Origin of the sequence: Micromonospora globbae (genome assembly GCF_036184225.1) — a bacterium.
Taxonomy (GTDB): Bacteria; Actinomycetota; Actinomycetes; order Mycobacteriales; family Micromonosporaceae; genus Micromonospora; species Micromonospora globbae.
Genome location: NZ_CP108084.1, coordinates 4,097,232 through 4,116,505, shown reverse-complemented (window position 1 = coordinate 4,116,505; position 19,274 = coordinate 4,097,232). Strand labels below are relative to the sequence as shown.

Below are 19,274 nucleotides of genomic sequence, written 5' to 3'. Positions count from 1 at the left end.
GGGTCAGTGCTGGAGGATCTTGGAGAGGAAGTCCCTCGCCCGGTCGGTACGGGGAGCGGCGAAGAACTCGTCGGGGGTGCCGGACTCGACGATCCGGCCGTCGTCCATGAAGACGACGCGGTCCGCGGCGCGCCGGGCGAAGCCCATCTCGTGGGTGACCACGATCATGGTCATCCCCTCCGCGGCGAGGGAGACCATCACGTCCAGGACCTCGTTGACCATCTCCGGGTCGAGGGCCGAGGTCGGTTCGTCGAAGAGGAGCACCTTGGGCCGCATGGCCAGGGCGCGGGCGATGGCCGCCCGCTGCTGCTGGCCGCCGGAGAGCTGCGCCGGGTAGTGGTCGGCCTTGTCGGCGATGCCGACCCGGTCGAGCAGGGCCAGCGCCTGCTCGCGGGCCTCGGCCTTCGGCACGCGGCGTACCCGGACGGGTCCGAGCGTGACGTTGTCGAGCACCGTCCGGTGACCGAACAGGTTGAACGACTGGAAGACCATCCCGACGTCGGCGCGCAGCCGGGCGAGCTTGCGGCCCTCGGCCGGCAGCGGCTCGCCGTCGATCTCGATGGTGCCGGCGCCGGCGACCTCGAGGCGGTTGAGGCAGCGGCAGAGCGTCGACTTGCCGGAGCCGGACGGGCCGATCACCACGACGACCTCGCCGGCGGCGACCGTCAGGTCGACGTCCTTGAGCACGTGCAACGGGCCGAACCACTTCTGCAGGCCACGCACGGACACCATCGGTCGGTCCGGGCGGGTCGGCTCGGTCCGGCCCGCGAGGTCGGATGCCGCCGTCGGTGCCACAGCTCGCCTCACTTTCTACGACGATCGAATAAAGATATGTCTACCTCGAATCAACGCCGACATCTAATGCGAGATGCCGAACGAAGTCAACAGCTTGCTGGAATGAAGTTCGGATGCTAAGAACCTGGCGTGACGATTGGCGACGCCCCGCGTGACGGTCTGCGCGGCGGTCCACGTGAGCTGCTCCGGTTGGTGGCCAGCGGAGCGGCGGCCAGCCGGGCCGATCTCGCCCGGCTCTCCGGGCTGTCGCCGTCGACCGTCTCCCAGCGGGTCGAGGCCCTCATCAGCGAGGGCCTGCTCCAGGAGACGGGCGCCGGGAAGTCCCGGGGCGGGCGGCGTCCCCGACAGCTCGCCGTGCCCACGGGCGGCGCGCTCGTCGGCGCCATCGACCTCGGGGCGCACCACGCCCGCCTCGGCACCCTCGACCTGTCCGGGCGCGTCGTCGAGTCGCGCCTGCTGCCCGTGCGTATCGAGGACGGGCCGGAGGCCGTGCTCGGGGCGCTCCTCGACGAGATCGCCGCCCTGGTGCCCGGCTCAGCGGCCCCGGTGCCCGGGCAGCGGGGTGATGTCGCCGCCCGCGGCCTGCGCGGGATCGGCATCGGCATCCCCGGCCCCGTGCAGTTCGAGACCGGCCGGATCGTCAGCCCGTCCCGGATGCCTGGCTGGAACGGCTTCGACGTACGCGCCTTCTGCGCCGAGCGGACGGACGTGCCCGTCGTCGTCGACAACGACGCGAACCTCATGGCGCTCGGCGAGCACCACGCCACCCATCCCGAGTTGGAGCACGCCGTCTACGTGAAGGCGGGCACCGGCATCGGCGCCGGGGTCATCTCCGGCGGGCGGCTGCACCGCGGCGCACAGGGCTCCGCCGGTGACATCAGCCACTGCCGGGTGCTCGCCGATCCCGGCCCGCTGTGCAGCTGCGGCAACACCGGCTGCCTGGAGGCGGTGGCCAGCGGCGCGGCCCTGGTCACCGCGCTGCGCGAGCAGGGCGTACCGGTCGACGACCTGACGGGCGTCATGCGGCTCATCGACGACGGTGACCGGCACGCCACGGCCCTGGCCCGCCGCGCCGGCCGGTCGATCGGCGAGATCCTCGCCGTGGTGGTCAACTTCTTCAACCCGCAGGTCGTCGCGATCGGCGGCCGCCTCGCCGACTGCGAGCCGCTGCTGGCCAGCATGCGCGCCACCCTGTACGAGCGGTGCCTGCCGCTGGCCACCCAGGCGCTGCTCATCGAGCGGGTCGTCGCCGGCCCGGACGTCGGCATCATGGGCGCGGCGCACCTGGTCATCGACCGGGTCGTCGAGCCCGCCTGACGCCGCGCACCGGCCCCGCCGGCGGCGTCGACGCCCGGTCCGGCGTGCCGAGCGGGGTCCCCTGCCGCACCGGACGCGTCGGCGGGGGACCCCCTCCGGTCACTCGGGGACGCGGCGGTAGGCGCCGTCGCTGGCCGAGGTCGCCATCGAGGCGTACGCCCGCAGCGCCGCCGAGACCGGGCGCTGCCGGTCGGTCGGGGTGTACGGACGGTCGCGCTTCTCCTCGGCGACCCGGCGGGCCTGGAGCTCGTCGTCCGGCACGTTCAGCGCGATCGAACGCGCCGGGATGTCGATGACGATCTCGTCGCCGTCGCGCACCAGCGCGATGAGCCCCCCGGACGCCGCCTCGGGCGAGACGTGCCCGATCGAGAGCCCGGACGTGCCGCCGGAGAACCGCCCGTCGGTGAGCAGCGCGCAGGCCCTCCCCAGCCCCCGGCCCTTGAGGAACGAGGTGGGGTAGAGCATCTCCTGCATGCCCGGGCCGCCCTTCGGCCCCTCGTACCGGATCACCACGACGTCGCCCGCGGTGACCGACTTGTTGAGGATGCCCTCGACGGCGGCCTCCTGGGACTCGAAGACCCGGGCCGGCCCGCGGAACGTCAGGCACTCCTCGGGCACCCCGGCGGTCTTCACCACGCACCCGTCCGGGGCGAGGTTCCCGTGCAGGATGGCCAGCCCGCCGTCGGCCGTGTAGGCGTGGGCCACGTCGCGCACGCAGCCGCCCGCCGCGTCCGTGTCCAGCGACGACCAGCGGTTGGTGGTCGAGAACGGCTCGGTCGTGCGCACCCCGCCCGGCGCGGCGTGGAACAGCTCGACGGCCTCCGGCGTCGCCGAGCCGCCCCGCACGTCCCAGTCGGCCAGCCAGCGCTCCAGCGAGGGGGAGTGCACGGAGTGCACGTCGCGGTGGAGCAGCCCGGCGCGGTCCAGCTCGCCGAGGATGGCCGGGATGCCGCCGGCGCGGTGCACGTCCTCCATGTGGTACTGCGGCGAGTTCGGGGCGACCTTGGCCAGGCAGGGCACCCGGCGGGAGATCTCGTCGATGTCGGCCACGCCGAAGTCCAGCTCGGCCTCGCGGGCGGCGGCGAGCAGGTGCAGCACCGTGTTCGTGGAGCCGCCCATCGCCACGTCGAGCGCGATCGCGTTCTCGAACGCCGCCCGCGAGGCGATCGACCGGGGCAGCACGGTGGCGTCGTCCTGGTCGTACCAGCGTCGGGCCAGGTCCACGACGGTGTGCCCGGCCTCCACGAAGAGCTGCCGGCGCGCCGCGTGGGTGGCCAGCGTCGAGCCGTTGCCGGGCAGCGCGAGCCCGATGGCCTCGGTGAGGCAGTTCATCGAGTTGGCCGTGAACATGCCCGAGCAGGAGCCGCAGGTGGGGCAGGCCGACCGCTCGATGGCGTCGAGCTGCTCGTCGGTGACCGCCTCGTTGGACGAGGCGACCATCGCGTCGATCAGGTCGATCTTGCTGTGCACGATCCCCTCGATCGCCACCGTCTTGCCGGCCTCCATGGGGCCGCCGGAGACGAAGACCGTCGGGATGTTGAGCCGCAGCGCGGCGAGCAGCATGCCCGGCGTGATCTTGTCGCAGTTGGAGATGCAGACCAGGGCGTCCGCGCAGTGCGCGTTGACCATGTACTCCACCGCGTCGGCGATCAGCTCCCGGCTGGGCAGGGAGTAGAGCATGCCGCCGTGGCCCATGGCGATGCCGTCGTCGACCGCGATCGTGTTGAACTCCCGCCCCACGCCGCCGGCCTCGGCCACCGCGTCGGCGACCAGGCCGCCGAGGTCCTTGAGGTGGACGTGGCCCGGTACGAACTGGGTGAAACTGTTGGCGATGGCGACGATCGGCTTGCCGAAGTCGTCGTCGGTCATCCCGGTGGCCCGCCACAGGGCCCGGGCACCGGCCATCGTCCGACCGTGCGTGGAGGTCTTCGACCGCAGCTCAGGCATGCGTACCAGTCTGGCACCGCTGTCGCGGCGGGTGCCGCCCGCGGGCACCGTGTCCCAACAGATGCACACCCGGGATCCCACGGCAGGCGCTCATCCGGCAGAGTTGAGACGTGCATCTCCCCCCGGGCATGGCCGTCGCCGCGGCGCTGAGCTGGCTCGTCGCCGCCTCGGCCACCGTGCTGCTGACGGTCGCCGCCCGGCGGCGCACCGGCGCGCACCGGCAGGCGCTGCTGCTGGTCGCGACGGCCGCCGGCATCGCTCTGGCCGGCCTCCTCGTCGGGCTCGGGGTGCTGCTCCACGCCGCCCCGCACTGGGCGCACGAGCAGGGGCACCGCACGAGCTGGGCGACGGCGGTGTCGGTCGGCACGGCGGCCAGCGGGCTGGTCTTCCTGGCCGGGCTGGTGCGGCTGCCGGGTGTGGTGGGCTCCGTGTCGGCGGCGCTCCGGCTCGCCCTCGACGGGGTGATGGTGGCGGCGGCCCTCTGGTTCGTCGGCTGGGTCCTCGTCAGCGAGCCGACCCGGATGCTGGGCGGGGCCACGCCGACGGCCTGCACGCCGATCCTGCTCGCGACGGTCGGTGCGGCGCTCGCCGCCGGGGTCGGTCCGGTCGCCGCCTGCCGGTCCGCCGCACCGCGGGGCGGGCTCGTCGCGCTCGCCGTCGCCGTCGTCGGGGTGACCGGCGGGGGGCTGGGCCTGGCCGCCGGGCTGTGCCAGGCGGGGCCGGCGGTGGCGCTGAGCGGTGCCGGGCTGCTCGCGGCCGGCCTGCTCACCGCGGCCCTGTCGGCGCTGCGGACCGACCCCCGGCGGGAGGTCGCGCACGACCCGATCGACAGCAGCGGCGACAACGCGATCGTCCCGATGATCGCCATGACCGCCTCGGCGACCTACCACCTCCTCCAGGGCGGCCGGTTCACCGTGCTCAGCGTGCTCGTCTGCGCCGTCGAGGGCTTCGCCCTGGTGGCCCGGCAGTACCTGGGCGTCCGGGACGTGCGGGCGTACGCGGGGCGGCTGGCCGAGCGCGAGGCGCACTTCCGCGAGCTGGCCCACACGGACGCGCTGACCGGCCTCGCCAACCGGCGGGGGCTGCTGCGCGCCCTGCACGGCCACGTCGAGTCGGGCACGCCGTGCGTGCTGCTCGGCCTGGATCTCGACGGCTTCAAGAACGTCAACGACATGCGCGGGCACGACGTGGGCGACGCCGTGCTGGCCGAGGTGGGCCGGCGGCTGCGGGACACCCTGCGCCCCGACGACGTGGCGGCCCGCCTCGGCGGCGACGAGTTCGCCGTGCTGACGCGGGGCCGCCCGGAGGACGCCGACCGGGTGGCCGAGCGCCTGCTCGCGGTGCTGGGCCGGGCGTACGACCAGGGGGAGTCGCCCGTCTTCCTCTCGGTGAGCATCGGGATCGCCGGCTGCACCGGTGAACCCGACGGGGAACTGCTGCTGCGCCACGCCGACCTGGCCCTGCGCTACGCCAAGCAGCGCGGCAAGAACCGGATCGAGCGGTACGACGCCGCGTACGACCAGCTGCTGCGCCGCCGCACCACGCTGGAGCACGAGCTGCGCGGCGCCATCGAACGCGACGAGCTGCGCCTGGCCTTCCAGCCGGTCGCCTCCCTGCCCTCGGTACGCCCCGTCGGCGCCGAGGCGCTGCTGCGCTGGCACCACCCGGAGCTGGGCAACGTGCGCCCCGACGAGTTCATCCCGCTGGCCGAGGAGTGCGGGATGATCGCCAAGCTCGGCGCGTGGGTGCTCCACCAGGCCTGCCACCAGCTCTCCCGCTGGCTCGCCGACGGGCACGACGTCTGGGTGTCGGTGAACGTGTCGCCGCGCGAGCTGCACGATCCGGAGTACGTGGTGCTGGTCACCGAGGCGCTGCGCGCCCACCGGGTGCCGCCGCAACGGCTCGTGCTGGAGGTGACCGAGCACGCCGTCGCCACGGATCTCGACGAGCTGATCCGGCGGCTCGCGGCGCTGCGGCTGACCGGGGTGCGGATCGCCCTGGACGACTTCGGCGCCGGCTACTCGTCGCTGGGGCAGCTGCGCCGGCTGCCGATCGACATCCTGAAGATCGACCACAGCCTGGTCGCCGAGCACGAGCCGGTGCGCCCGGTCGGACGGGACGGCCCCGCCTTCGCACCGATGGTCGACGTCGTCATGCGCCTCGGCCACCAGCTCGGGTTGGAGGTCATCGCCGAGGGGGTCACGACCCCGACCGAGCTGGCCGCGGTGGTCGCCGCGGGCTGCCGGTTCGGCCAGGGGGCGCTCTGCGGATGGGGTGTGCCGGCGGAGCACCTGGAGGCGATGCTGGAGGCGGCCACCTCTCCCGGCGCCCGGCCCGCGGGCGTCACGCCGGGTCCCCGGCGCGCCGATCCCACGGCCGGTTCCCCGCCCGCCGGCGACGCGCCCGGCGCCCGGCCGGCGGGCGCCGGCGTCCGCTCCTCGGCCGCCGGTGTGCGACCCGGCGTGCTGCCCGGCACGCGGCGCCCGCAGAGTGGATCAGGCCAGGTCACACCGGGTGCGGAGGGCGCGTCGCGGGACGACGCGCCGACACCCGTGAACCAACATGTGGGATCAGTTGACTCATCGCGTGAGATGCGTCAGGCTTGAGCCCATGTCGTCGTACCGGTCGCTGCGAGTACTTATCTGAGCGCACTCTCCGTCATCGAGAGTGCGCTGGCCCCGTGCATCTGCACGAGGGCCGTTTTTATTGCCGTCGGACCAGATCGGAGCGGGCCCCGCCCGCGTTCCATCCGCACCACCAGTCGCACCCACTCCAGCCGAAGGCCTGAACCGCCATGACGAGACCCACGCCAGAGACACTCGCCCACTCCGCCCGGCGGGCCCGCGCGGCCGCCGGGGCGGTGACCGACGCCCAGACCACCCGGGCCGCCGGCCCGGCCGCCCCGGCCGTAGCCGCGCCCGCCCCGGCCCAGGTCTCCGGGGCCGGCTCGCTCGTGCGGTCGCTCGAGGCGCTCGGCGTCGACGTCGTCTTCGGCATCCCGGGCGGCGCCATCCTCCCCGCGTACGACCCGCTCTACGACTCCACCGTCCGGCACATCCTGGTGCGCCACGAGCAGGGCGCCGGGCACGCGGCCACCGGTTACGCGCAGGCGACCGGCCGGGTCGGCGTCTGCATGGCCACCTCCGGCCCGGGCGCCACCAACCTGGTCACGCCGATCGCCGACGCGTACATGGACTCGGTGCCGGTGGTCGCGATCACCGGGCAGGTGGCCCGGCCGGCGATCGGCACGGACGCCTTCCAGGAGGCGGACATCCAGGGCATCACCCTGCCGATCACGAAGCACAACTTCCTGGTGCAGGACGCCGACGAGATCCCGCGGGTGCTCGCCGAGGCGTTCCACCTGGCCAGCACGGGCCGGCCCGGCCCGGTCCTGGTCGACATCCCCAAGGACGTGCTCCAGGCGCCCACCACGTTCACCTGGCCGCCGACCCTGGACCTGCCCGGCTACCGGCCGACGCTGCACCCGCACGGCAAGCAGATCCGCGAGGCGGCCCGGCTCATGACCACGGCCCGCCGTCCGGTGCTCTACGTCGGTGGCGGCGTGCTCAAGGCGGGCGCCACCGAGGGGCTGCGGAAGCTGGCCGAGCTGACCGGCATCCCGGTGGTCACCACGCTGATGGCCCTCGGGGCGTTCCCCGACTCGCACCCGCAGCACCTGGGCATGCCGGGCATGCACGGCACGGTCGCCGCGGTCTACGGGTTGCAGAAGGCCGACCTCATCGTGGCGCTGGGCGCGCGGTTCGACGACCGGGTCACCGGCCGGCTGGACTCCTTCGCCCCGGACGCGGCCGTCGTGCACGCCGACATCGACCCGGCCGAGATCGGCAAGAACCGGCACGCCGACGTCCCGATCGTCGGCGACGCCCGGCACGTCATCGACGAGCTGATCGCCGCCGTCACGGCCGAGCGGTCGGCGGGGCGCGCCGCGGACCTCGGCGACTGGTGGAATCAGCTCGACGACCTGCGCAAGCGCTACCCGCTGGGGTACGAGGAGCCGGCCGACGGCACCCTCTCGCCGCAGTACGTGATCCAGCGGCTCGGCGAGATCGTCGGCCCGGACGCCATCTACGTGGCCGGTGTCGGCCAGCACCAGATGTGGGCCTCGCAGTTCATCTCGTACGAGAAGCCGCACACCTGGCTGAACTCCGGCGGCGCCGGCACGATGGGCTACGCGGTGCCGGCGGCCATGGGCGCCAAGGTGGGCCGGCCCGACACGGTGGTCTGGGCGATCGACGGCGACGGCTGCTTCCAGATGACCAACCAGGAGCTGGCCACCTGCGCGCTGGAGGGCATCCCGGTCAAGATCGCCGTCATCAACAACGGCAACCTGGGCATGGTGCGGCAGTGGCAGACCCTCTTCTACGGGGAGCGCTACTCCAACACCGACCTGGGCACCCACAAGCACCGCATCCCCGACTTCGTGAAGCTGGCCGAGGCGCTCGGCTGCGTCGGTCTGCGGTGCGAGAACGCGGCCGACGTCGACAAGACCATCGCGGCCGCCATGGAGATCAACGACGCTCCGGTGGTCATCGACTTCGTGGTCGGCAAGGACGCGATGGTCTGGCCGATGGTCGCCGCCGGCACCAGCAACGACGAGATCATGTTCGCCCGCGGCGTCCGCCCGGCCTTCGACGAGGATGAGCTGTAGCCATGACCGGACCCGGCAACGGCCGTGAGAGCACGACGAGGAAGGCACTGCCATGACGATGCACACGTTGAGCGTGCTCGTGGAGAACAAGCCCGGCGTCCTGGCCCGGGTCTCCGGCCTCTTCTCCCGCCGCGGATTCAACATCGACAGCCTGGCCGTCGGTGAGACCGAGAACCCGGACGTCTCCCGGATCACCATCGTGGTCAACGCCGAGTCGTCCCCGCTCGAGCAGGTCACCAAGCAGCTCAACAAGCTGGTGAACGTGCTCAAGATCGTCGAGCTGGACCCGCAGGTCTCGGTGGCCCGGGAGCTGCTGCTGGTGAAGGTCCGGGCCGACCGGTCGGCCCGGAGCCAGGTGCTCGACACGGTGAACCTGTTCCGCGCGCGGGTGGTCGACGTGGCGCCGGACACGCTGACCATCGAGGCCACCGGCACCCCCGACAAGCTGGACGCGCTGCTGCGCGACCTGGAGCCGTTCGGCATCAAGGAGATGGTCCAGTCCGGACTGGTGGCCATCGGGCGCGGCTCGCGTTCGATCACCGCCGGCCCGGCGCTGCGGGCCGCCTGAGCCGCCCGCGGGCCGGCCGGGGTGGCCGGCCCCGCGGATCGCTGACCCATCCGCACAACCACGACGGGCCGCCCGGGCCGCCGTACTGAAAGGGAAGTTCATGAGCGTTGAGGTGTACTACGACGACGACGCGGACCTGGCCCTGATCCAGGGCAAGAAGGTCGCCGTCATCGGCTACGGCAGCCAGGGCCACGCCCACGCGCTGTCGCTGCGCGACTCGGGTGTCGACGTGGTGATCGGCCTGCCCGCCGGCTCGAAGAGCCGGCCGAAGGCGGAGGAGCAGGGCCTGCGGGTCGTCACCCCGGCCGAGGCGGCGGCCGAGGCCGACGTGATCATGGTGCTCGCCCCGGACACCGTCCAGCGCACCCTCTACGCCGAGGCCATCGCGCCGAACCTGGCTTCGGGCAAGGCGATCTTCTTCGGCCACGGCTTCAACATCCGCTACGAGCTGATCAAGCCGCCGGCCGACGTGGACGTGGCCATGGTCGCCCCGAAGGGCCCCGGCCACCTGGTCCGCCGGCAGTACGTCGACGGCAAGGGCGTGCCGTGCCTCGTCGCCGTCGAGCAGGACGCCACCGGCAACGCCTTCGCGCTGGCGCTCGCGTACGCCAAGGGCATCGGCGGCACCCGGGCCGGCGCCATCCGCACCACGTTCACCGAGGAGACCGAGACCGACCTCTTCGGCGAGCAGGCGGTGCTCTGCGGCGGCGCGACCGCGCTGGTGCAGGCGGGCTTCGAGGTGCTCACCGAGGCCGGCTACGCCCCCGAGATCGCCTACTTCGAGTGCCTGCACGAGCTCAAGCTCATCGTCGACCTCATGTACGAGGGCGGCATCGCGCGGATGCGCTACAGCATCTCCGACACCGCCGAGTACGGCGACTACTCCCGTGGTCCGCGCGTCATCGACGGCCGGGTCAAGGAGGAGATGCGCAAGATCCTCTCGGAGATCCGGTCCGGCGAGTTCGCCCGCGAGTGGATCGCCGAGGACGACGCGGGGCGGCCGAACTTCGTGAAGCTGCGGGCCGAGGGCGCGGCGCACCCGATCGAGGAGACCGGCCGGAAGCTGCGCGGCATGATGAGCTGGGTGGACCGGCCGATCACCGAGACCGCCTGAGCTCTTCGGGAGCCGCCCGTCGCGTACGCCCGGGCGGCACCGGCGGCCCCGGCCCCGGCGCTCTCCCCGGCGCCGGGCCGGGGCCGCTCAGCACGAGCGGCGCCCGGCGACGATCCGCCGTTTCCGCTGGTCGGTCACGCGGGCGCCCCTGGTCGCGCGCCCGTGAGCGGTGGCTGAACGCCGGATGGCCGGCGGCGGAACACGTGTGAGGCCACTCACCCCGCGGACCGGGACACGCCGGCCAGCCCGACCCCTACGATCGCGATAGGTGCGTAGCCGGCACCTGACGGCCATGAGCCGGTTCGGCGCAGGGCGCAGTGCGGCGTCCGACAGCCCGGCCGACCGCTTTCGACTACAGCTACGAGGACCGATGAATCCTGTCGTACTGATCGCCGAGGAACTCGCCCCCGCCGCCATCGAGGTGCTCGCGCACGACTTCGACGTCCGCCACGTCGACGGCACCGACCGCCCCGCGCTGCTCTCCGCCCTCGCCGAGGCGGACGCCGTCATCGTCCGCAGCGCCACCCAGATCGACGCCGAGGCCATCGCCGCCGCGCCCCGGCTCAAGGTCGTCGCCCGTGCCGGCGTGGGTCTGGACAACGTCGAGGTGCCGGCCGCCACCGCGCGGGGCGTCATGGTCGTCAACGCCCCCACCTCCAACATCGTCTCCGCGGCCGAGCAGGCCGTCGCGCTGCTGCTCGCGGTGGCCCGCAACACCGCCAGCGCCAGCGCCGCCCTGAAGGCGGGGGAGTGGAAGCGGTCCAAGTACACCGGCGTGGAGATCCAGGGCAAGACCGTCGGCGTGGTCGGCCTCGGCCGCATCGGCGTCCTCTTCGCCCAGCGGATCGCGGCCTTCGGCACCCGGCTGATCGCGTACGACCCGTACATCCAGCCGGCGCGCGCCGCCCAGCTCGGCGTCCGCCTGGTCGGTCTCGAGGAGCTGCTGCGGGAGAGCGACTTCATCTCGATCCACCTGCCCAAGACCCCCGAGACGGTCGGCCTGATCGGTGAGAAGGAGCTGGCCATCGTCAAGCCGGGCGTGCGCATCGTGAACGCGGCGCGCGGTGGCCTCGTGGACGAGCAGGCCCTCGCCGACGCGATCGCGGAGGGCCGGGTCGCCGGCGCCGGCGTGGACGTCTACGCCAAGGAGCCGTGCACCTCCTCGCCGCTGTTCGCGTTCGACAACGTGGTGGCCACCCCGCACCTGGGCGCCTCCACCCACGAGGCACAGGACAAGGCCGGTCTGGCCGTGGCCAAGAGCGTGAAGCTCGCGCTGCAGGGCGAGTTCGTGCCCGACGCCGTCAACGTGCAGGCCGGCGGGGTGGTCGCCGAGGACGTGCGGCCGCTGCTGCCGCTGGCCGAGAAGCTCGGGCGCGCCTTCACGGCGGTGGCCGGCGGGGTCGCCGCCAGCGTGACCGTCGAGGTACGCGGGGAGATCGTCAACCACGACGTGTCGGTGCTCAAGCTCGCCGCCACCAAGGGCCTCTTCAGCTCGGTGGTCGAGGAGCAGGTCACCTACGTCAACGCGCCGCACCTGGCTTCCGAGCGCGGCGTCGAGGTGACCCTGGCGACCTTCGCCGAGACGGTCGAGCACGCCAACCTGGTCACCGTCCGCGGCGCCCTGCCCGACGGCCGCACGGTCAGCGTCTCCGGCACGGTGACCGGCACGGGCACCCGGGACGTCATCAAGCTGACCGAGGTGGACGGTTTCGACGTGGAGATCGGCGCGGAGGGCATCCTGCTCTTCCTGCGCTACGCCGACCGGCCCGGCGTGGTCGGCACCGTCGGCACGCTGCTCGGCGAGGCCGGCATCAACATCGCCGCCATGCAGGTGGCCCGCCGCGAGGCGGGCGGCGAGACGCTCATGACGCTCACCGTCGACCAGGCGCTCGGCGCCGACCTGCTCACCTCGGCGGCCGACTCGATCGGCGCGACCGCGGCCAGCGCCGCGGACCTGCGCGACGAGTGAGTCGAGGGCAGCACGACGAGGGCCCGGCGGGGATCCGCCGGGCCCTCCGGCGTACGGGGGGCCGTTCGGGTGGCGTGAGTCAGCCGGGCAGGCGGGCGGGCGGCGGATAGACCGAGCCGTCCTGCGCGTCGTAGAGCATGAGCCCGTGCTCCCCGGCGAGCCGCTCGATGTCCAGCAGCACCTGGTCCTCGCAGGCCGGATCCAGGTTCATCTCGACGTGGTCACCGGCCGCGTGCAGCGGGGCGACCTCCCACGGGGTGTCCGCCCCCGCCGGTCGGTCGGGATAGGTGGCCGTGATCGCGCGGTAGAAGGCGACCACGCGTGGATCGGGTCGGCGGTCGGCGTGCACTCCCTGCCGGCACCGCTGCACCGCCGCTCGTACGTCCTCGGGCGTCGCCCCGTCCGCCAGGGCCCACACGCTCAGATCGAAACTCACGGCGGACAGCGTGCCATCCAACGTTCACCATGTCGAAACTGCCCCGCCGCAGGCCAGCCACGCGCGCAAGAGGACGGTCCGGTGTGGAGACTCTTGCCTCGAGTTGCGTCGATTCGCTAGCGTACCGGTGCGGTCACCGGCCGAGTCCGCACCGTCGGCCCGTCTTCGGGTGGCGTGGCCGACGCTCGGCCCGACCGGCCCGCACCCCTCGAATGCGCAAGCCACGCGCACTCGTCGCTGACCGGCCCCCACGGCCGTTGCCGCGGGCGTGGGGGTCGATCGCCGACCGGGTCCGGTGTCAGGTCAGCGGCGGTGGGCGAAGAGCGCGCGATACTCCGAGCGACCGCGGAACCAGGCGAGCCCCGTCGGGCCCGCGGCGTAGAGCGCCGTCGCGTAGGCGTCGGCCACGGCGAGGTCCGGGCCCACCACGGTGGCGGCCACCAACTGGTCGGCGGGTTCGCCGGTGTGCGGGTCGATGACGTGCCCCTGGCGGCCGGTGACGCCGGACGTGCCGACCGCGCCGGCGGTCATCTCCAGCACGAGCGGCGGCCGGTCGCGCTCGACGGGATGGTGCACGGCGACCCGCCACGGCCCGCCGTGCGGCGCGTGGCCGCGTACCACCAGGTCGGCGCCGGTCACCACGGCGTAGTCGTACACGCCGTTGGCGCGCAGGCGCGCCGCGGCCCGCTCCACGGCCCAGCCGCCGAGCAGGCCGCCGGGATCGAAGCCGCCGGGCACCGCCCAGGCGTCGAACCAGCCGTCGGTGGCGGCGCGCATGGCGGCGCACCGGTCCACCAGGTCGGCCAGCGGGGCGTACGACTCGGGGCTGATCTCGCCCCGGCGCAGTCGGGAGACGAGGCTCTCGGGTCGGTTCGGGCCGTACGTGAGGTCGATGGCCCGTAGTTCGGCCACCGCGTCCCGCAGCGCCTCGCCGACACCGCGGCGGCCCAGCCAGGCGGGCGCGTTGAGCAGCAACGTGTACTCGGCCGTGCCGGTCCGGACGGTGTGCTGCACCGCGAGCCGGTCGGCGCCGACGCCGCCGGACCGGTCGAGTCGGTGGGCGGAGCTTCCGAGCCGCAGATCCGGTCGCCGGTGCCGGAAGGTGGCCGGATCGGGCCAGCGGGTGCGCGGCTGCTCGTCGATGCGCATGGCGATCGCCCCCTCGCGAGTGGCGGTCCTGCCGTGGCGACCGCCCGGTGCGGGCCCCCGTTGACCCGCTCGGCCTCAGGCTAGGCAGCCAACATGACTGGTACATGGGACGAACCTGGGAGACTCCTGTGTGCCGTCCGCATCCCAGAATATGGGCACCGCGTACCGGGAGGCGGGACGGCGGCGTACCGTGGTCGCCGAACGGGCGAGCAGAGGAGCGCAGGGGTGGCACGGATCGCGGTGGTGGCCGGGGACGGTATCGGTCCCGAGGTGGTCGCGGAGGCGCGCAAGGTCCTCGACGCGGTGCTCCCCGGTGTGCGGGCGACCGAGTACGACCTCGGCGCCGCCCGCTGGCACCGTACCGGAGAGGTGCTGCCGGACTCCGTCCTGGCCGAGCTGGCCGGGCACGACGCGATCCTGCTCGGCGCGGTCGGCGACCCCAGCGTGCCGCCCGGCGTGCTGGAGCGTGGCCTGCTGCTCAAGCTGCGGTTCGCGTTCGACCAGTACGTGAACCTCCGCCCGTCCCGGCTGTGGCCGGGCGTGCCCGGCCCGCTGGCCAGCGTCAAGCCCGGCGAGGTCGATCTCGTCGTGGTGCGTGAGGGCACCGAGGGGCTCTACGCCGGCGCCGGCGGCACGCTGCACCGGGACACCCCCGCCGAGGTCGCCACCGAGGAGAGCCTGAACACCCGGCACGGGGTCGAGCGGGTGGTCCGCGACGCGTTCGCCCGGGCGACCCGCCGCGAGCGGCGCAAGGTGACCCTCGTGCACAAGACCAACGTCCTCACCCACGCCGGCTCGCTCTGGTCGCGCACCTTCGAGGCCGTCGCCGCCGAGCACCCCGACGTGGCCACCGAGTACCAGCACGTCGACGCCGCCGCGATGTTCCTCGTCACCCAGCCGCAGCGCTACGACGTGGTGGTCACCGACAACCTCTTCGGTGACATCCTCACCGACATCGCCGCCGCGGTCACCGGTGGCATCGGGCTGGCCGCGAGCGGCTGCATCAACCCCGAGGGGACGTACCCCTCGATGTTCGAGCCGGTGCACGGCTCGGCGCCGGACATCGCCGGCCAGGGCGTCGCCGACCCGGTCGCCGCCGTGCTGTCCGCCGCGCTGCTGCTCGACCAGCTCGGCCACGCCGACGCCGCGGCCCGGGTCACCGCGGCGGTGGCCCACGAGCTGGCGAACCGGGTACCGGGCGTACCGCTGCGCACGGCCGAGGTGGGCGACCGGCTCGCGAGCCACGCGGCGGGCTGAGCCCGGACGCCTCGCGCGTCTCCGCACGACGGTGCGGATGTCTCCGGCCGTCGCCGGCGACGGCCGGCCCCGACCCGGGCGGCCGTCACCCTCCGTTCGGTACCGCTTCACGGGCCGGGCGGCGCTACCCGCTGAACGAACGTTCGGGGTAAGTTTCTGAGCACCAATGAGTCGGCATGCCCGTCCGGCGTGCCGTTGTCCGGCAGGGAGGTCAGCGCGATGAGCGGTGGTGACAAGCTCGACTTCGAGATCCGTCCGAATCCCGCGCCGGTATCCGCCGCGGACCGGGCCGCGCTGCTGACCAATCCGGGTTTCGGCCGCATCTTCACCGACCACATGGTCACCATCCGGTACGCCGACGGCAAGGGCTGGTACGACGCCCGCGTCGAGGCGCGCGCGCCCATCCCCATGGATCCGGCGGCCGCCGTCCTGCACTACGCGCAGGAGATCTTCGAGGGGTTGAAGGCCTACCGCACCGCCGACGGCGGGGTGACCCTGTTCCGTCCCGAGGCGAACGCGGCCCGCTTCGTCGCCTCGGCGCAGCGGATGGCGATGCCGGCGTTGCCGCCGCAGGCGTTCGTCGACTCGCTGCGCCGCATCATCGAGATCGACCGGGAGTGGATCCCCACCGACACGGACGGCAGCCTCTACCTGCGACCGTTCATGTTCGCCAGCGAGGTCTTCCTCGGGGTCCGGCCCGCCAACGAGTACCTCTACACGGTCATCGCCTCGCCCGTCGGCGCGTACTTCAGCGGCGGGGTGAAGCCGGTGACGGTCTGGGTCTCCCCGGACTACACCCGTGCGGCCCCCGGCGGCACGGGCGCCGCGAAGTGCGGCGGGAACTACGCCGCCTCGCTGGTCGCCCAGGCGGAGGCCATCGAGCACGGCTGCGACCAGGTCGTGTTCCTCGACGCGGTGGAGCGGCGGTTCGTCGACGAACTGGGCGGCATGAACGTCTTCTTCGTCTACGACGACGGCACGCTGGTGACGCCGCCGCTGACCGGCACGATCCTGCCCGGCATCACCCGGGAGTCGGTCCTCACGCTGGCCGCCGCGGCCGGGCACCGGGTGGAGGAGCGGCCCGTCTCCTTCGCCGAGTGGCAGGCGGACGCGGCCAGCGGGCGGCTGCGGGAGGTGTTCGCCTGCGGCACCGCCGCCGTCATCACCCCGATCGGCGAGGTCAAGTTCCCCGACGGGGAGTTCCTCGTCGGCGGTGGCGAGCCGGGGGCGGTCACCATGGCGTTGCGCCAGCGGCTGGTCGACATCCAGCGCGGCGACGCCCCGGACCCGTACGGCTGGGTCACCCGGGTGCTGTGACGGCAGGGCCCCTCCCTCGCGGGAGGGGCCCTGCCCGTGTCGGCTCTGCGCCGGGCCCGCTCAGTCGAGCAGGTGTTCGCGCAGGGCGTCGACCTGGGCGTCCGTCACGCCGGCGTGGCGCAGGTATCCCTCGACCGAGCCGTACCCCTCGCGCAGTTCGGTGAGGAAGAGCGTCATGGCCTCGGCCGGGCAGGTGAGCGGCGGCAGACCGGGGCTCGCCGCGTGCCCGGTCGACGCGAACCACGCGGTGAAGCGTTCGGCCGCCTCGGTGCTGAGCGCGTAGTCGGCCGCGATGTCGTCGTCGGAGACGCCCAGCAGGGCGAGGGTGAGCCCGCAGACGATGCCGGTGCGGTCCTTGCCGGCGACGCAGTGGACGACCACGGGAGCGTTGACCGAGTCGGCGATCAGGCCGATCGCCTCGGCCAGCCCGGCCGTGCCGGTGCGGGCCAGGTCGGCGTACCGGTCGGCGAGGTAGCGGGCGAGGTCGTCGTCCGGCCGGTACGGCCGCTCCGACCACTCGGCGTGCTCCGGGTGGATGTTGCGCCAGGTGAGCCCGGGGAAGTCGGGGACGCGACCGTCGCGCTCCACCTCGTACGGACGGCGCAGGTCGATCACGGTCCGGATCCCGAGCGACGTGAACGCCGCCCGGTCGGTGTCGTCGATGCGGTGCAGCGAGTCGGAGCGGTAGAGCCGCCCCCGTCGTACCTGTCGGCCGTCACCGGCGGACAGGCCGCCGACGTCGCGGAAGTTGAAGATGGTGGAGAACGGGATGTGCCGGCTCGTCTCGGTGGCGTCCACCCTCACACGGTACCGGCCGGCGGGGCGTGCCCCGCCGGCCGGCGAACAGGAGCCACCGTCACCGTGCCGTACCCGGAGGAATCGCCGAGTACGTGTCGGTGTAGTAACCACCGAGCTTGTCCCGGTAGGCCGGGTCGGTGTCGGCCGTCTCGTCGAACTCGGGCGCGGCCTTGATCTGGTCCTTGCTCCGGTCGACGTAGACCTTCCGCTCGTCGTGGTCGACGTGGTTGACGGTGCCGGCCGGGATCATGACCTTGCGGCCGAAGATCCACGGACCGGTGTCCACCACCAGGTAACTGGAGTTCACCTCGTGGCTGGACCGGTCCACCTTGCCGATGCCACCGTCGTTCGCCTCGACCTTGTAGCCCACCAGGTCGACGCCGGTCACCCCGGCGTCGTCCCGGTAGCGCCACGGGTCGAAGGTGCCGCCGGGCGTGTCGCCCAGGAAGGCGCCCTGGCCACCGTGCACGAGCGGGTCCGGCGTCCCGTGGGTCGTTCGAGGGTCGAGCCGCTCCATGGCGTTTCACTCCTCTACTCGACTGATCGGGGGTTGGTGCCCTGTCAGCCTGGTGTGTTACCCGGTGTCGAGATCGCTACACCCGCGTACGACGAAAAGGGGCCGGCCGGTGCGACCGGCCGGCCCCCTGCGGGCGGTGCTCAGGCCAGCGCGGCCTCGGCGTCGTGCGCGACCGCGGCGGCGTGCACCACGGCGGCGATGCGGAGCCCCTCGTGGACCTGCTCGCGGCTGAAGCCGGCCGCGCGGAGGGTCTTCTCGTGCGACTCCAGGCACACGCCGCATCCCGTGATGGCGGAGACGGCGAGGCACCAGAGCTCGAAGTCGGCCTTCTCCACACCCGGGCGCGCGATGATCTGCATCCGCAGCCGGGCCGGGATCGACTGGTACTCCTCGTCGCCGATCAGGTGCTTGGCCCGGTAGTAGACGTTGTTCATCGCCATGATCGTGGCCGCGCCCTTGGCCGCCTCGACCGCCTCCGGGGTCAGGTGACCGGCCGCCTCGTCGGCGATCTCCCTGAGCACCACGGGGTTGCGGGCCGCCACCGCGCAGGCGAGGGCCGTGCCCCACGCCTGCTCGGGCTTGAGCGTCGAGGTGCCGATCGTCGAGCCGAGGTTGAGCCGGATGTCCTTGGCGTACTCGGGCAGTCCCGCCTTGATCGCGTCGAGACCCACGTCAGGCTCCGGCCGCGGCCAGCAGCGCGGTGGCGTCGAGCGTCGCGCCGCCCTTGTTCCAGTTGCACGGGCAGAGCTCGTCGGTCTGGAGCGCGTCGAGCACCCGCAGCACCTCGGAGACGTTGCGGCCGACGGAGCCGGCGGTCACCATCGCGAACTGGATCTCGTTGTCCGGGTCGACGATGAAGGTCGCCCGCTGCGCGACGCCGTCGGCGCCGAGCACGCCGCAGGCGCTGGTCAGCTCGCGCTTGATGTCGCTCAGCATCGGGAAGGGCAGCTCGCGCAGGTCCGGGTGGTCCTTGCGCCAGGCGTAGTGGACGTACTCGTTGTCCACCGAGACGCCGAGCACCTGCGCGTCCCGGTCGGCGAACTCGCCGTTGAGGCGACCGAACTCGGCGATCTCGGTGGGGCAGATGAACGTGAAGTCCTTCGGCCAGAAGAAGACGACCCGCCACTTGCCCTCGTGGGACTTGTGGGTGATCGTCTCGAACGCCTTCTCCGCGTCCAGCGAGACGCAGGCGGTGAGTTCGTACTCAGGGAAGCGGTCACCGACAGTGAGCAAGGGTCCTCCTTGACGACGGCACGAGGCCGGATAACTGGATCAGTTCCAGATATTTCCTCAGCCGTGTTCGCGCTGGCCGGCGGTCGGGTGATCTGTGAAGTCGATCACCAAACGGGTGTTTTCCGCGAGGTTGGGGGCATCCGCGGCTAGGCGACTCTCCGTGAGCCGTCCCGAGATGTGGATTCTGC

General features: G+C 73.0%; 16 protein-coding genes. 8 read left to right on the top strand and 8 right to left on the bottom strand.

The features are described 5' to 3' along the window. Window positions 1-3 precede the first annotated feature (3 nt). Entirely contained in the window at window positions 4-732 is a 729-nt protein-coding gene (locus OG994_RS18275) for an amino acid ABC transporter ATP-binding protein (RefSeq protein ID WP_120328655.1), read from the bottom strand. Window positions 733-924: 192 nt separating this feature from the next. On the opposite strand from OG994_RS18275, the gene OG994_RS18270 reads away from it, so the two are divergent. Beyond that, on the top strand, window positions 925-2,112 hold the full coding sequence (locus OG994_RS18270) for an ROK family transcriptional regulator (protein ID WP_204985183.1): 1,188 nt from the start codon (window positions 925-927) through the stop codon (window positions 2,110-2,112). 99 nt (window positions 2,113-2,211) lie between these two features. On the opposite strand, the gene ilvD is transcribed toward OG994_RS18270, so the two are convergent. After that, on the bottom strand, window positions 2,212-4,059 hold the full coding sequence (gene ilvD, locus OG994_RS18265) for a dihydroxy-acid dehydratase (protein WP_120328576.1): 1,848 nt from the start codon (window positions 4,057-4,059) through the stop codon (window positions 2,212-2,214). A 128-nt stretch (window positions 4,060-4,187) separates the two neighbouring features. Here ilvD and OG994_RS18260 point away from each other — a divergent pair, with 128 nt between their 5' ends. From OG994_RS18260 to serA, 5 genes are all read left to right on the top strand, one after another. Further along, window positions 4,188-6,665 (top strand): putative bifunctional diguanylate cyclase/phosphodiesterase, encoded by a 2,478-nt coding sequence (locus tag OG994_RS18260; protein WP_192902136.1) that lies wholly within the window; start codon window positions 4,188-4,190, stop codon window positions 6,663-6,665. Between the two features lie 188 nt (window positions 6,666-6,853). Beyond that, window positions 6,854-8,728, top strand: coding sequence for an acetolactate synthase large subunit (locus OG994_RS18255; protein WP_120328574.1), 1,875 nt, complete (start codon window positions 6,854-6,856; stop codon window positions 8,726-8,728). Window positions 8,729-8,780: 52 nt separating this feature from the next. Next, entirely contained in the window at window positions 8,781-9,296 is a 516-nt protein-coding gene (gene ilvN, locus OG994_RS18250) for an acetolactate synthase small subunit (protein WP_120328573.1), read from the top strand. 100 nt (window positions 9,297-9,396) lie between these two features. Beyond that, complete coding sequence (gene ilvC / locus OG994_RS18245; protein ID WP_328850423.1) at window positions 9,397-10,410, top strand: ketol-acid reductoisomerase; 1,014 nt, start codon at window positions 9,397-9,399, stop codon at window positions 10,408-10,410. Between the two features lie 370 nt (window positions 10,411-10,780). Beyond that, window positions 10,781-12,379, top strand: a complete 1,599-nt coding sequence (gene serA / locus OG994_RS18240; protein ID WP_328850422.1) for a phosphoglycerate dehydrogenase — start codon at window positions 10,781-10,783, stop codon at window positions 12,377-12,379. Between the two features lie 79 nt (window positions 12,380-12,458). Here the strand turns inward: serA and OG994_RS18235 are convergent, their stop codons facing one another. Beyond that, the gene (locus tag OG994_RS18235; RefSeq protein ID WP_120328570.1) at window positions 12,459-12,815 is read right to left on the bottom strand and encodes a hypothetical protein; all 357 of its coding nucleotides are present in this window, start codon (window positions 12,813-12,815) and stop codon (window positions 12,459-12,461) included. 303 nt (window positions 12,816-13,118) lie between these two features. After that, complete coding sequence (locus OG994_RS18230; protein WP_120328569.1) at window positions 13,119-13,964, bottom strand: FAD:protein FMN transferase; 846 nt, start codon at window positions 13,962-13,964, stop codon at window positions 13,119-13,121. A gap of 225 nt (window positions 13,965-14,189) precedes the next feature. On the opposite strand from OG994_RS18230, the gene OG994_RS18225 reads away from it, so the two are divergent. Both OG994_RS18225 and OG994_RS18220 read left to right on the top strand, forming a co-directional pair. Beyond that, window positions 14,190-15,221 carry a 3-isopropylmalate dehydrogenase gene (locus OG994_RS18225; protein ID WP_328850421.1) on the top strand — a complete coding sequence of 344 codons (1,032 nt, stop codon included), beginning with the start codon at window positions 14,190-14,192 and terminating at the stop codon, window positions 15,219-15,221. A gap of 219 nt (window positions 15,222-15,440) precedes the next feature. Continuing rightward, window positions 15,441-16,538, top strand: a complete 1,098-nt coding sequence (locus OG994_RS18220; RefSeq protein ID WP_328850420.1) for a branched-chain amino acid aminotransferase — start codon at window positions 15,441-15,443, stop codon at window positions 16,536-16,538. Between the two features lie 60 nt (window positions 16,539-16,598). Here OG994_RS18220 and OG994_RS18215 read toward each other — a convergent pair whose 3' ends face one another. The 4 genes from OG994_RS18215 to OG994_RS18200 all read right to left on the bottom strand — a co-directional run bounded on the left by OG994_RS18215 (window position 16,599) and on the right by OG994_RS18200 (window position 19,086). Continuing rightward, window positions 16,599-17,336, bottom strand: coding sequence for a tyrosine-protein phosphatase (locus OG994_RS18215; protein WP_120328566.1), 738 nt, complete (start codon window positions 17,334-17,336; stop codon window positions 16,599-16,601). Between the two features lie 58 nt (window positions 17,337-17,394). Next, on the bottom strand, window positions 17,395-17,853 hold the full coding sequence (locus OG994_RS18210; protein ID WP_328850419.1) for a PRC-barrel domain-containing protein: 459 nt from the start codon (window positions 17,851-17,853) through the stop codon (window positions 17,395-17,397). A gap of 140 nt (window positions 17,854-17,993) precedes the next feature. After that, entirely contained in the window at window positions 17,994-18,524 is a 531-nt protein-coding gene (locus OG994_RS18205; RefSeq protein WP_120328564.1) for a carboxymuconolactone decarboxylase family protein, read from the bottom strand. A gap of 1 nt (window position 18,525) precedes the next feature. Next, window positions 18,526-19,086, bottom strand: coding sequence for a peroxiredoxin (locus OG994_RS18200; protein WP_120328563.1), 561 nt, complete (start codon window positions 19,084-19,086; stop codon window positions 18,526-18,528). Window positions 19,087-19,274 lie beyond the last annotated feature (188 nt).

What these genes read in the sequence shown, in the direction of transcription:
- OG994_RS18275 (WP_120328655.1), bottom strand. Translation starts at nt 732, where the DNA reads ATGGTGTCCGTGCGTGGCCTGCAGAAGTGGTTCGGCCCGTTGCACGTG.
- ilvD (WP_120328576.1), bottom strand. Translation starts at nt 4,059, where the DNA reads ATGCCTGAGCTGCGGTCGAAGACCTCCACGCACGGTCGGACGATGGCC.
- OG994_RS18260 (WP_192902136.1), top strand. Translation starts at nt 4,188, where the DNA reads ATGGCCGTCGCCGCGGCGCTGAGCTGGCTCGTCGCCGCCTCGGCCACC.
- OG994_RS18255 (WP_120328574.1), top strand. Translation starts at nt 6,854, where the DNA reads ATGACGAGACCCACGCCAGAGACACTCGCCCACTCCGCCCGGCGGGCC.
- ilvN (WP_120328573.1), top strand. Translation starts at nt 8,781, where the DNA reads ATGACGATGCACACGTTGAGCGTGCTCGTGGAGAACAAGCCCGGCGTC.
- ilvC (WP_328850423.1), top strand. Translation starts at nt 9,397, where the DNA reads ATGAGCGTTGAGGTGTACTACGACGACGACGCGGACCTGGCCCTGATC.
- serA (WP_328850422.1), top strand. Translation starts at nt 10,781, where the DNA reads ATGAATCCTGTCGTACTGATCGCCGAGGAACTCGCCCCCGCCGCCATC.
- OG994_RS18230 (WP_120328569.1), bottom strand. Translation starts at nt 13,964, where the DNA reads ATGCGCATCGACGAGCAGCCGCGCACCCGCTGGCCCGATCCGGCCACC.
- OG994_RS18220 (WP_328850420.1), top strand. Translation starts at nt 15,441, where the DNA reads ATGAGCGGTGGTGACAAGCTCGACTTCGAGATCCGTCCGAATCCCGCG.
- OG994_RS18210 (WP_328850419.1), bottom strand. Translation starts at nt 17,853, where the DNA reads ATGGAGCGGCTCGACCCTCGAACGACCCACGGGACGCCGGACCCGCTC.